The organism is Halapricum salinum, from assembly GCF_004799665.1.
GTDB lineage: Archaea > Halobacteriota > Halobacteria > Halobacteriales > Haloarculaceae > Halapricum > Halapricum salinum.
Genome location: NZ_CP031310.1, coordinates 2,560,916 through 2,574,634, shown reverse-complemented (window position 1 = coordinate 2,574,634; position 13,719 = coordinate 2,560,916). Strand labels below are relative to the sequence as shown.

Genomic DNA, 13,719 nt, shown 5'->3' with positions numbered 1-13,719 from the left:
GCTGACACCGAATGCGTAAGGCCATTTTCACCAAGGAACTCATATGCAGCTTGGGTATATGACGTTGCAGCATTTTCGAACTGCCCGTTTTTATGATATTCCTTGGCTCTGTTTTCCTTGTGTTTGCCAGATTTTCGAGTCATTGTCAACAATTAATTTCTGTTACGTGTTCATCAATTGCGTCTTTAGCTTCGTCTTTAGAGTCAAAGAATTGTTCCCCATCATCAACATCAGTGAGGAACGTTTTAACAAATCGCTTCGCAAAATTATTTACCATCTTTCCTGATATCTCTTCTACGACTGGCAGAAGAACGATTACTGTCCACTGGTTTGGACCAACTTTCTTGATATAATACCGTTTCCCATTAGCCGTTTCAAGAGCCGCTTCACTCCCATCGTCAAGTAACTTTTTCACAGTTGACCGGTCATCATATGGTTTCTCAGGAGTGTTTTCGGGATTACGTGTGTAGTGATCTTCTTCGTATTCAAGATCAACTGTCTCAGCTTGATTACACGGATCGTTAGTGAATCCATCCGTTGACGCCGCCATCAGCGTGCTGCCGATCACCGTCAGCACGACCGTCTTGTCACCGATATTGCCGATGATGTAATCCACCGGTCCCTGCCGATCGATCGTCCGGCCGTTGTTGACGATCGTACTGACCTCACTCTGAGTGAGTTCCGTCGTCGCTGAGATATATTCCCAGCCGTAGCCCCGCGTGAATCCGCCGTTCGTCTCAAGGTGGCCTTCCGTGAGCAGAATCTCACCGGAATTGTAGCTCTCCTGTACTGGAGTTGCGTATCGTGGAGCTTCGTAGGTCCGCGTCGTCCCGTCAGAAGTTATGACAGAGTATACTCGTTGACCGATATCGATAGTGACTGCACCCGTGATGAGGATACCCAAGATTACCTCCCCTGCGGGGGTTGGTTCCGCTGAAGCAACAGGCACGAACGGTGTGAGTCCAGCAGCATTCATTCCGATCCCCGTCACTTCGCCACTGGAGTCTTCGAATTTGAGTCCTATCGAGAGGGAGTTACCATTTTCATCTACAGCTGTAGCTGTAATATTTCTAGCGTCGGAGGGTATAGAGACTCCAGTTATGCTCCGTTTATTCTCAGACACTTCTCGTCCAGAGTATTGGACTTCTCCCCATTCACCCTGTTTTGATTTCACTTCATATGTGAGTATTAGACGGTGGATCCCCGACTCATCGGTAGCAGTAACACCCCTACTTCCCCCGAATAATGTTGGGTTGAAAGTTACATTTATTGACGGGAAAGTATTCTCAGTTCGAGGCTGCGGATCTGCAAAGTCTCCGAACTGATCGCCATCGGGATTCCGATCCACAGGATTACCACCAAACCGATATTCCGCTAAATCTCCCAGTCTATCTTGATCTGTGTCTCTCAAATTCGGATTCGTAGAATACACCCGGCTCGAACCATCCACTATAATGTCGACACCACTCATCTCCTGGCCGTCAGTCAGACCATCACCGTCACTATCGGCCAGCCACGGACCAGTGCTGACTTCCTCGTAATATCGAGCGTACGGAGAGCACCCCTGGCAACTCTGTAATTCCTGCTCGTTCGAGAGCCAGTAGTCCGTTCGGTCACGACCAGCTATTTTCAGAACGTAGTACTGGCCAAGTCCATCATGTGACTGGTCGATCTTGAGATCGAAGTCGTCCGTGCCGTCATCGAGAGCCGGGTCCCAGGGCTGGAATTCGAGATCGTCCCGGAGGAGACCCATTTGATCCATCGTATATGCGGAGCTAAGAGTTCTGAACGGGTCTTCGAACGAGAGATTCGCCGAGAACGAGTTCCGCAACAGCTCCTCGTGTTCAGCAGTCACGTAATACGTCTGCTCACTCGCCGGATCAGTCTTCAGTCGCTTTTCCTCAGCATCATCGACGCCATCGTCGTCGCTGTTATATTCCTTCGGATCAGACGTGAACCGGACTGTCTCATCAGGAGTCTCATCTGGTGAGGCCCATCGATACGGGACCGTCTCACCCTCTGAATTCGTCGTTGTCGTCACAGACACTCCCCAGCCGTATAGTTCAGTATCGTCTTCGAGACCATCTCCATCGGTGTCTGCTTCCGTCGGGTCTGAGAGCCATGGATATCCGTAAAATCCATCGCTTGAGTCGACCAAGACGCCCTCATTGACATACGTCGATGGATCTACCCACTCGTACTCAGATGTCCGAACCACTCCGGCGTCAATAACAGTTCTCTGAGTAGCATCTGGCGCAATCACCTTCGTCGTATTGATAACTTCGACACCATCAGGAAGACCGTCTCCATCTGTGTCGAATCCTGGGTTTGATCCATCGGACTCGGTCGCGGTACTCGTAGACACCACACCATAGTTCCGCAACGGCAGGTGCTGCTCCTGCAGATCGGGAATCCCGTCACCGTCGGCGTCTTCCAACTGCCCACCAGTGATCGTAATATTGTTGACCGAGATCCACGAGGTCGTGTTCTGACGCTGGTAGGTCCAGCGGCCGTCGGCCTGCAACGAGATGTTGACCGTCTCGCCAGCGAAATCGCTCACGTCGGCGGTCGTCACGGTGTCGATCGTACGGGTCTGGCCCGACCAGTCATTCTTGAGTGCTGCGACCGTCCGCGACTCGCTGCCGTTTTCGACGACCAGCTTCATCGCCGCCCCGGACCACTCGGCGTTGATCTGGGCTTTGACGTGCGTCGTGACCAGCACGTTCGAGTCCTCGGGGACGTCCAGCGTCACGGTCCGATTGAGATAGCGCATTCGGTTGGTCTCTTCCTGCACGGTAGCCCACCCGTCCTCTACGTCACAGAATCCCTTCGCCGGGGTGTCTCCGTACGGGCCACCGCGCGGATCGTTCCGACAGGTCCACGCCGAATCGTCCAGCGACATTCCCTCGAAGTCTTCCTGGTAGATAACGGACGTCTCACCCGTGACGACGGCCTCCCGCATTCGGGTGAGAAACGCCTGGTACGCCCCTTCGTCCAGCACGGTATAGGTCGAGAAGTGGCTCGTGTTCGCGCTGATCGTGTCGGCGTCGGGATCGACCGCCGACGGGAGTTTCTCGTAGCGCTGGAGCGTCTCGTTGAAGCGATACACCGAAAGTGCTGACTCGTTGGTCGAGATCTGACTCTCGTTGTACTCGAACGTGAGTGTCGCGCTGTCGATCTCACCCTCCGTCTCGAAGTTTGCGAAGGTTCCTTCCGCGACGGAGACGTTCCGAGCCAACGGGCTCTCCTCGGCAAATCGGGCGTGTGTCGGCTTCTCGATAGTGGTAGTCGCGACAGCATCACCCTGACCGGTCACTTCGACGCTGACGCCCAGCGACTCGTTTTCGACACTCGACGTGTAGGTTTCGTTTCCGTCGAGGACGCCATCGTCGTCGGTGTCGGGATCGGTCGGCTCAGTATTGTACGGCGCCGCTATCTCCACGCCGTCGTCAAGCCCGTCGCCGTCGGTATCAGACTCGAACGGATCCGTCTCGTTGTCGAGTTCCTGCGCGTCGGTCAGTCCGTCCTGGTCGGCGTCGGCCAGCTGGGGTACGGTTCCGGCGTCGCTTTCTTCAGCATTGGTCAATCCGTCGTCGTCGAGGTCTTCGCTGCCATCGTCGAGGCCGTCCCCATCTGTATCAGGATCGAGCGGGTCCGTCTCCGTGAGGTGCAGTTCGAATCCGTCGTTAAGGCCATCTCCGTCGGTGTCTGCCTCCAGCGGGTCTGTCCCGAGTTCGAGTTCTCGAACCGTCTGGAGAGCGTCACCGTCGAAGTCTTCTGCGCCGTCGATCACGCCGTCGTCACTCTCGTCGGCGTCGGTGACTGAGGCATCGCTGTCAGGGGCGAGCGGATCAGTCCCGAGTATCTCCCGTTCGTACGTGTCGTTGAGACCATCGCCATCGAGGAGCAGCGTCGCGTGCCCGGTTTCACCGACCTTCTCGTCGCTTTGACCAGCGTGTGCAGGCGGGCCGCCGTTTCCGTTCCCGCCGGACCTAGCATGCGACGGCGGACCGCCGCGTCTGTCGTCACTATGCGGTTCGTTACTACTCGTAGCAGCCCCCGACTGGACGACGACGGTCACGTTGGCCGTTCGGTCGGAAAGTCGAACGGTCGTACTCAGGGTCGCGTTCCCGGCGGGGCCGACCCCGAGTGTCGAGACGTTGGTCGTCGTCCGTTCCTGCCCGTCGACGAACACAGTCGCAGTTTCGATCGTCTCCGGACGAACTGATCGAACGAGCGCACTGACAGTCCGGTTGGCAGAGCCGTTTCGAACAGGATCAGCGCGATTCGTGATCGTAACCTCCGGCGAGAGAGAGCCGTCGAGTCGGTCCAGAACCTGCTGGGACTGCGTCCACGCCTGTCGGAAGTGAATCACAGCCTGTGCGCGATGATCGAGTGCGCGCTCGGCGTCGGCCGTCCCCGCACGGTCGAGTTCCGAGAGGCCACGTTGGTACGCGCGTCGGGCATTGTCCAGATGCGCCTGGGAACTCCTGAGTGTTCCCCGGTGATCGATTCGGTCGCGCGCAAACGCAAGCGCCTGCTCTGCATCTCGGACTGCACGGTAGGCAGTCTTATTATCAGCACCAGCCAGTAGAACGCCTGCTCTGGTTGCATTCGCAGCGGAGTCAGGATCAGAAACATACCGTCGGAGGTCGCGTAGTGCTTGCGCATCGCTCCTGAAGACGCTACTCGAATTGACGCGAGTCGGTCCCCTGTAGTGATACAGCGTCGACACCAGGGTGTCGTTGATCGGGTCGCTCGCTTCAAGCGTTCGTACCCGTTCGATAGCCCGAATCTTCAGAACGATCGCTGGATCGTCGCTCGTATTCACGAGTGACTGCTGTGCAATCTGCGATCCAGTATTCGACTGAAGACTGGTGTCGTCGCTGGTGTTCGTCTGCGCGCTCACTGCAGGCGCGAACATCGATACTGTCAGTAGTACGGCGAATACGGCCGCACCCAACCCACCCGAATCAATAGAATCTCGCCCTCAACACATGATAAAAAAACTTTTGGTGTGAAATTTTCACATAGCCACCATATTATTCCCACGACGGCGTTACAAATCAGGCACGGCCGTCGTCAACGACCCGGTGCCACGAACACTGGCGATGGCAACCTCGATGGGGTCGATTCGGGTCCGGGAGTCGCCGTGCTCGACGACCAGCACCATCCGACCCTGCTCGGCCCATTCAGCGCCGGATTGGCGTCGCAGGACCTCCGCGAGATAGCCCGCGACGCCGACGACGTGGGCCGTCAGCAGCATCGACTCCTGGTCGGTCTCGTCGCCCAGCTCCACGCCCTCGAAGCGCTCGCGATCGACCTCCGCATCGAGTAGCTCCTCAAGGCGCTCCAGCGAGTCGATCGAGAAATCGAGGTCGTAGCTCGGCCAGCGCTCTGCGAGGTCTTCGGCCCCTTCGCGGAGGCGCTCAGCGGCGTCGTCGATCTCCTCGTCGCTGGCGACGGTCTCGATGTCCGCACGGTCCAGATCGACCGGCGTCTCGCCGTCGCCGGCCCGCCCCGAGAGATTCAGGCGGTCGGCCAGCGCGTCGTGCATGCCAGTAAAGGTCGACGCCCCGGTGAGACAGTCCTCGGCGACCTGGAAGACCGTCACCGTCGCGCCGGCGGCCTCGCTCTCGGGACCCGACGGAACAGTAATGGTCCAGCCGACGCCGGTCTCCTGCTGCCAGGTGCCGTCCTGCTGGCGGACCAGTACCTCCCCGAAGTAGCTCCCCAGCTGTGTCACAGTATCAGTAAAGACCTGCGAGTCGTAGTCCTCGCCGCCGAATTCGACGTCCTCGAAGCGCTCGGGGTCCCACTGCTCGTCGACGAGATCGTCGAGGTTCGTCAGCGATTCGAGGGTGTAGTCGAGTTCGTACTCACCCCAGAATTCCACGAGGTCCTCGGCCTGGGCGACGAACTCCGCCCGCGGGTCGTCCTCGGGAATCTCCTCGATTCGGGTGGCGTCGTCCTCGTGTTCCTCGGCCGTGTCTTCGGCCTCGGTGATGAACGCCGCGGCCTCTTCTGCCATGTCCGGGCCGTCGCTGACCGTCTCGGTGGTGAGGTGATCGAAGCCCGACTCGTCGTCGGCCGTCAACGGCCTGGACGCGTCCGATTCGTCGCCTGGGGACGTCCCAGCGGCGCTCTCGGCCGTAGTCGCCTCGGCGTCCGGTCCGTCAGCCGGTGTCGACTCGGCCGCTGTCGTCGGCTCGGTTCCCGTCTCGTCGTCGGTCGTCTCAGTCTCGCTCGCTGGCTCGGAGTCCGAATCGGTCGCCTCGCCTCCGCTCGTCTCGGTTGGCTGTTCGGTTTCGGCTGTCGGTTTCTCACTCGGCTGCGTGGCTGTCGAGGTTCCGGTCGACACTGAATCGGTCGCGACCGCCTCGTCTTCCTCGCCGGCTGACTCTTCGGCGTCGCCACCGCCGAGCGCCGACCGAATTGCATCGAGCAGCCCCATATTTGAGCGGTCGCAGGCGTGTCAGATAGGGGTTTCGTCACGCCGTCGAACACATCAGGTATTTTTATAAGTATGGACTCTGTCACTTCCACCGATGTCAGGGTCGAACGATCCGAATCAGGGTGGACAGCAGCCGAATCGTGGTGGCCCGTCCCGACAGAATACGGGCGCAAATCACGGCGGACAACAGCCGAATCAGAGTGGACAATCCCGGCAGAGTACAGGCCAGAGCCAGGGGCGAGGGGCCGCACAGCAAGCACCCCGGGGCCAGCAACGGCGACAGCCGCCGGGCGGTGGCGGGAACGCGCTCGACGCGCTCGGCGATGGCGAGCCGAACAAGTATCTCAAAGGGATCATCTCGACGATGGCCACGGTCGGCATCTTGCTGGGTGTGCTGGTCTTTCTGCTCGGCGCAATCGGTGGATTCGCCGTCCTCCCCGGTGCCTACGACGACGCCAGACAGGAGATCGAACAGCAGGCGTCCGACACGGGTGTCCCGGGCAGTTCACAGGTGAGTGCCGACTACATCGACAAAGTCGAGTCGAGCACCTACAAGACGCTCAACGGCTATCTCGTGAGCCTCATCGCACCGTTCATCGCGTTCCTGATGGCGCCGATATTCGGCATCGCCGTCGCATTCCAGATGGACGACGGGTCGAAAGTTCAAACTGTAGCGGCGGGTACGTTCGTGGGTGCGATCCTCTTTATGATCCTCGCGACGTTCATCGCGTCGCTGTCGATACCCGACGCGACTGCCTTCCTCCCCGACGGCCTCGGTGAGTTGGCCACCGCGCAGATGGACGTCTCGACGGCACTCGGGTCCGTCCAGTTCCTGAACCTGCTCATCGACAGCGTCGTCGTCGGGGCCGTGACCGCCGCGGCCGCCGCTGCGACGACCTTCTCGATCGACAACTTCGTCTCGGCCTGATCAGGCCGCTTCGTTCTCGCGGAGTTCCAGTTCCGCGACGACCTCGTAGGGGTCGGCCGCTTTTCGGATCTGATCGAGAATCAGGAAGGCGTCAGTCGGCGAGAGGAAGTGCCGACAGACCGCCCGACCCAGATCCGTCGGGTCGAGCCCGTCGATGTAGTCGTACTCCAGCAGTTTGCCGATGGCGTGTTTGGTCGGGATCTCGCCGAGCATCCGGGCGTTCAACCGCTTTGCCTGCGGGCCGGCGACGACGAGATTCGCCAGCGTCTCCTCGACGGCGGCGTTCTCGTCGTAGCGAGTCATCACCGACTCCATCTCACCTTTGAGGAGCTTGAACGCCACCTCGTCTTCGGTCATCTCCTGGCTGTTGTGATAGGCACAGTCGGGCTCGACCAGTAGATAGACCGTCCCCTTGTCGTGGTAGTCCGGCCGGCCCGCTCGGCCGAGCATCTGGTGAAATTCCTGCACCGTCAGCCACTCGATGCCCATCGCCAGCGAATCGAAGATCACCTGCGACGCCGGGAAGTCGACCCCTGCCGCGAGCGCCGCAGTCGTGACCACGGCCGCCAGCTCCTGCTCGGCGAACTGCTTCTCGACGCGCTGGCGTCGCCTGTTGTCCAGGCCGGCGTGATAGGGTGCAGAGGAATACTGGAGTTTCCGTGAGATCTCGTGACAGCGCCGCCGGGAGTTGGTGAAGATGATCGTCTGTCCCCGGTAGCCCTTCGAGGACTTGGTGTCGAAGGCACGTTTCGTGAGTTTGTCCTCCAGATCGAGTTTCTCGTAACCGTCGGCGAACGTGACGTGGCGTTCGATCGGCACGGGCCGCTCCTCGAACTCGATGAGCTGCGCCCCGAGAGTCTCGGCCAGTTCGGATGTGTTGCCGACTGTGGCCGAGAGGTAGATCCACTGGGTGTCGCCGTGGTCGTGGGGGCCGGCTCGGCCGTCGTGTTTCTGGGCCACAGTTCTATCGACCTCGCAGTAGTACTTGAGTCGCGAGATCAGACCATCGAGGCGGTGGCCGCGCTCGCCCTCGCCGAGGGTGTGGACTTCGTCGATGACGACCGTGCCGATCGTCCCCAGGTCCTTGCCCGTTCGGAGGGCGTGATCGATCCCCTCGTAGGTCCCGACGATGATGTCCGCACTCGGGTCGAAGCGGTTGTCGTCGCCACTGATCCGACTCGACCCCACGCGCAGCGAGACGTCGCAGATGTCGCCGTACTCCTCGCGGAAATCGTTGTACTTCTGATTCGCCAGCGCGACCAGGGGAACCAGAAACAGCATCTTGCCCTTGTTGTTGAGGACGCGGTCGATCCCAGCCATCTCGCCGACGAGCGTTTTGCCTGTTGCCGTGGCGGAGACGACGAGCTGGTCCCGGCCCTCCGTCGCGCCGTTCTCGACGGCCAGACTCTGCACCGGAAGGAGGGTGTCGAAGCGACCTTCGAGCTTGCTCTGGATCCCGGGGTGAAGATTCAGCGAGTCCGTGGGGACGAGGTCGACCTCGTCCACCGTCGCGGAGATTTCGTCGAATTTGGTGAGATCGGGATCGAGTTCACCGGAGAGGAGGTTCGTGATCCGGTCGAGGTCCTGCACGTCGAGCAGGAGTTCTTCCAGCCGGTCCCGGGCGCTCCCTGTCACGTCGCCGTGATAGGCGAGTTCGCGTTCGAGTTCGGTGATCGCACAGTCCGGACAGATCTGCTCGTCGTCGGCCTGTATCGCCGTCTCGGAAGTGATCGGAGAGTACTCGCCGGCAGAGGCACAGTACCGGCAGGTTCGGACGACCTTGGCGTCGAGTTGGTAGCCGTCGAGCATCTCCCGGACGCGGTCGCGGCCGCGCTGGGTGGTCTGCTCTGAGATTCGAATGCGGGTCGCTCGGCGGGCGATGTCCACGAACTGGTCGGGGCTGCGCGGCTCCTCGCTGGACCCCTGTTTCACGCGGAGGCGGGCGGGGCGAGGCCCGGCGCTGGTCTCTTTGAGTTCGAGGATCGCGTGGAGCACGCGCTGGCCGTCTCGGAGGACGGCGACCTGGAAGTTCGCACCCTGCTCGTGGAGGAACAGCGTGTCCACCTGGGCGACCTGCTGTGACACGAATCGGTGTACGAGACAGGGCTATTTCAGGGGTTCGGAGTCGGATGAGGCGGAGCGTTTCACTGTTGTCGGACGCGCTTGACATCGGTCGCGACCTGGAGGAAGTGTCCGACGAGGAGGAGACCGAATCCGAGAAGACCGGGAAGCCACCGGATGAGGAGCGTCACCCACGTGCCATCGTCACCTGCCGAGTCGTAGCTCGTGCGGTCGACGACGTAGTACTCGCCGTCGACTTGGATCAGTTCGTTGGCGTCCCGAATCTCGTCGGTCGTGCCGAAAGTCCCCTGCTCGATCGCCTCACGTGCATCCACAGAAGCGCGATCGATCGGCGTGGAGATTCGATCCATCGCGGTGCTCGCGTCGACGGGGTCGTGCCCGTAGTGGACACGTCCGTCGCTGCGCTCTCGTTCGACAGGCTCGAAGAACCCCTCGTCGTGAACGTAGACGTACGAGTACGAGCGCTCGATGAACGACGACGGGCCGGCGTAGACGATCCCACCATCGTCGTAGACTGCCTGTTCGAGGATACATGCCCGGGTGATCGGAATATCTAGACACGCAGCGTCTGAATCGATAGAAAAGATCTTCTCGGACGTTTCGAGCGTCCCGTCTTCGGTCACCGTGATCTGAAACGACTCGTAGCCATATTGGTCGGCATCCGTTTCGGCGAGTCCCGCCGTAAGCTGTGGGTTCAAGAGGAGAAAGAGCCCAACGAGGAGGAGTATCGTCCCCCTGTTCTCGGCGATCGTAGCCTGTATTCGTTCGAGAACGGCCATCGTTCAAATTGTTCGACAGAGTACGAGCGAAAATGTATTTCGGTCCACGACTGCTGTATTGTGCGTGGTCCGTCGACTGGCCAGCGGCGACCGGGGCGCTCCGTAGGGATGGAGCGGTTCGTCCGAGGATTTATCTCTCTTCTCCGCAACCCATCGTCCATGACAGATCCAGTTCGGCTGCTCGTCGTCGATCCCGTCGACGGCGCGTTCGCCGAACGGATCGGGCGTCTCGACGACGCGTTCGTGACAGTCGCGGTCGAGAGACTCGAAGACGCGATGGCGGCACTCGGCGGCGATCACGTCCACTGCGTCGTCTGTACCGACGGCTTCGACCGCCCGGACCCCGTCGCCGTCGTCGGAGCCATCGCCGACGGCTGGCCGGAGATTCCAGTCGTCGTCACGGCCCGCGACGGCAGCGAGCGCCTGGCCACGGACGTCCTCGGCGCGGGTGCGACCGACTACCTCCCGCTGTCGGACGAGGATCGACTCGCCGAACGGATCTGGGACGCTCTCGAAAATCAGTCTGGAGAGCCGCGCACCGTCGAGACGGCCGTCACCAGCGAGGGGACGCCCGTGCCGCTGGAATCGGTCGCCGGCAGTCTCTCGGAAGTGCTGGTGACGATCGACGAGGACAGCACCGTGCAGTACGTCAACGACGCCGTCCGGGAGGTGTTCGGCTACGACCCCGCCGAGGTGGTCGGGTCGTCGCTGACCATGCTGATGCCCGATCGATTCCACGGCCCCCACCACGAGGGGGTCGCCCGTTATCTCGATACCGGGGATCGGGCGCTCGACTGGTCGTCGATCGAACTCCCGGGCGAGCACGCCGACGGCCACGAGATCGACCTCGAGATCTCCTTCGGCGAGTTTACAGTGGCCGGCGAACGCCACTTCACTGGCCTGTTGCGAGACGTGAGTCCGCTGGTCGAACGCGAGACAGCACTCTCGGATCTCTACGAGGCGTCCGATCGACTCCTGTTGGCCTCGACGCCCGAGGAGATCGCCGAGATCACCGCCGAGACGGCAAGTAAGGCGCTCGATCTCCCGATAACTGGGGTGTACCGACACGAGCCAGGGCTGGAAGCGCTGGTTCCGGTAGCGACGACCGAGCAGGCCCGGGCACTGTTCGGCGAACCCACGCTGGCAGCGGGTGAGTCACTGGCCTGGGAGACTTTCGAGAACGGCGAGACGCGAGTCATTCGCGACGTGGCCGAGCAAGGGCCCGTCCACGATCCCGAAACCGACATCCGGACGGAGTTACAGGTTCCGGTCGGCGACCGCTGGCTGCTGGTTTCGGGCTCACGCGAGGATCGGCAGTTCGACGACTACCAGATCGACTTCGCCGAACTGTTGTCGACGACCGCCGCTGCGGCCTTCGAGAGCGCCCAGCGGGAAGCCGAACTGCGGCGCTACGAGACCATCTTCGAGACCATCGACGCCCGGGTGGCCGTCCTCGACGCCAGCGGCCACGTCAGGATGGCCAATCAGGCGCTCTGTTCGTTTCTCGGGCGCAGCGAGGATGGCGTGCTCGGGTCCTCGGCCGCGGACTTTGTCTCCGAAGCCGACGCAAAGCGGATTCGCACACGGTTGGGATCGCTCGAATCCGGCGAGTCGACGACCGTCGAAGTGACACTCACGACCGCCGACCGGTCGTCGGTCCCATGTGAAGTCGTCTTCGCACCCCTGCCCGAAGCGGCGCAACTGAACGGCGTCGTCGCCGTTGTCCACGACATCAGCGAGCGCCGAGAGGTCGAGTCCGAACTTCAGCACCAGCGCGACCGTTTCGTCGAGCTGTTCGAGAACGTCCCCGACCCGGTCGTCGAAGCCACGATCACCGACGGGAAACCGATCGTCGAGAGCGTCAACGACGCTTTCGAAGAGACGTTCGGCTACGACGCAGAGCGCGTCGTCGGCAACTCCCTCAACGAGTTCGTCCTCCCGCCCGAGGAAGGCGACGCCGGCGTCGACCTCGACCGCAAGGCCGCAGCGGGCGAGCTAGTCAGCGCCGAAGTCAGGCGCGAGACGGCCGGCGGGATCCGGTATTTCCTCTTTCGGGGCATCCCCGTCACTTCCGATGACGGTGAGGGCACGCCCGCCTTCGGGGTCTACACCGACATCACCGACCAGCGCCTGCGCCAGCGCCGCTTGGGGGTGCTCAATCGCGTCCTCCGTCACAACATCCGCAACGACATGAGCGTCGTCCTCGGCCGGGCGAACTACCTCGAGGAGACCGACGACCCCGACGACCTCGACACCCACGCCGAAGCGATCCGACGGATGGCCGAAGACGTCGTCGATCTCGCGGAAGGGATCCGGACCGCCGAGCAAGCCCTGGACCGCGAGGACGCTCCCAGCCGACCGCTAGCAACGATCATCGACCAGACTGTCGAGCCCTATCGTCAGCGCGAGGACACCGTCGTCCGGACGACTGTGGGCGGGTCGCTCCCGTCGATCGACGAGCGGATCGGCATTGTCCTCGAAGCGCTCATCGAGAACGCTATCGAGCACGGCGACCGCGAACCGACGACCGTCGAAATCGCCGTCGAACGTCCGGACCACCGGATCGCCATCGAGGTCCGTGACGACGGCCCCGGGCTGCCGACCGAGGAACGCACCATCCTCGAACGCCAGGAGGAGACCCCGCTCGAACACGGTCAGGGCGTCGGTCTCTGGCTCGTGACCTGGTTGGTGACGTCTCTGGGTGGCGACGTCGAGTACGCGGACAACGAGCCCCGGGGATCGATCGTCCGGCTGAGTTTTCCCGACAACGCCGTCTCCTGGCCCGAAGCGTGACTTGTTTTCGCCGCTGGAATGCTCTCGACTCGCTGGCTATGAGACTGTGGTGTTACTGAAGGCAACAAGCAAGGAAAGCCCTCTACTCGCTGGCGGCCGCTGAGCAGGATATTCTCGCTTCGCTCGAATAGGGCCTGCTCAGCGACTCCCTGTCCAGCGCCAGCGAGTCTCGCCCTTTCGATCCGCCAGGCATCCGCACAGCAGGCCTGCCACAACCACTTTTTCCTCCCTCGGGTGTCCTCGCTCACTTCGTTCGCTGTGGGCACCTCTCGGTCAGAAAAACGTGGGGAAAAATGACCCGGACGCTCAGCCTCCGGCTTCGCGTCCGGTGAAACGGCTCCCTCCGGTCGCCGTATGCTTGTAGTGACAGCACAGCAGGCCTGCCACAACCACTTTTTCCTCCCTCGGGTGTCCTCGCTCACTTCGTTCGCTGTGGGCACCTCTCGGTCAGAAAAACGTGGGGAAAAATGACCCGGACGCTCAGCCTCCGGCTTCGCGTCCGGTGAAACGGCTCCCTCCGGTCGCCGTATGCTTGTAGTGACAGCACAGCAAGCCTGCCCTTCCCCGGATTCTCGCGGTTACACCGCGAGGTCCGAGAGAGCGGAGCTCTCTCGCTACGCGGCAGGAAAGCCGCTCCCGGCCACCGCGGAGCGGTCAGGAAGCGTGTCGCCCGCGAGACTCGA

Annotated in this window: 6 protein-coding genes; 2 read left to right on the top strand and 4 right to left on the bottom strand. The window is 61.4% G+C overall.

The window, feature by feature from the left end:
- Positions 1-145: 145 nt before the first annotated feature.
- Both DV733_RS12585 and DV733_RS12580 read right to left on the bottom strand, forming a co-directional pair.
- On the bottom strand, positions 146-4,909 hold the full coding sequence (locus DV733_RS12585; RefSeq protein WP_161569356.1) for a hypothetical protein: 4,764 nt from the start codon (positions 4,907-4,909) through the stop codon (positions 146-148).
- 150 nt (positions 4,910-5,059) lie between these two features.
- Positions 5,060-6,454, bottom strand: coding sequence for an ICP22 family protein (locus tag DV733_RS12580; protein WP_049994375.1), 1,395 nt, complete (start codon positions 6,452-6,454; stop codon positions 5,060-5,062).
- 94 nt (positions 6,455-6,548) lie between these two features.
- Here DV733_RS12580 and DV733_RS12575 point away from each other — a divergent pair, with 94 nt between their 5' ends.
- The gene (locus DV733_RS12575; protein ID WP_049994376.1) at positions 6,549-7,382 is read left to right on the top strand and encodes a hypothetical protein; all 834 of its coding nucleotides are present in this window, start codon (positions 6,549-6,551) and stop codon (positions 7,380-7,382) included.
- Here DV733_RS12575 and DV733_RS12570 read toward each other — a convergent pair whose 3' ends face one another.
- Together DV733_RS12570 and DV733_RS12565 are read right to left on the bottom strand one after the other, a co-directional pair.
- Positions 7,383-9,467, bottom strand: a complete 2,085-nt coding sequence (locus DV733_RS12570; RefSeq protein ID WP_049994377.1) for a DEAD/DEAH box helicase — start codon at positions 9,465-9,467, stop codon at positions 7,383-7,385. It lies immediately after the preceding gene.
- Between the two features lie 59 nt (positions 9,468-9,526).
- On the bottom strand, positions 9,527-10,243 hold the full coding sequence (locus DV733_RS12565) for a hypothetical protein (protein ID WP_049994378.1): 717 nt from the start codon (positions 10,241-10,243) through the stop codon (positions 9,527-9,529).
- A 159-nt stretch (positions 10,244-10,402) separates the two neighbouring features.
- On the opposite strand from DV733_RS12565, the gene DV733_RS12560 reads away from it, so the two are divergent.
- Positions 10,403-13,036, top strand: a complete 2,634-nt coding sequence (locus tag DV733_RS12560) for a PAS domain S-box protein (protein WP_049994379.1) — start codon at positions 10,403-10,405, stop codon at positions 13,034-13,036.
- Positions 13,037-13,719: the final 683 nt, after the last annotated feature.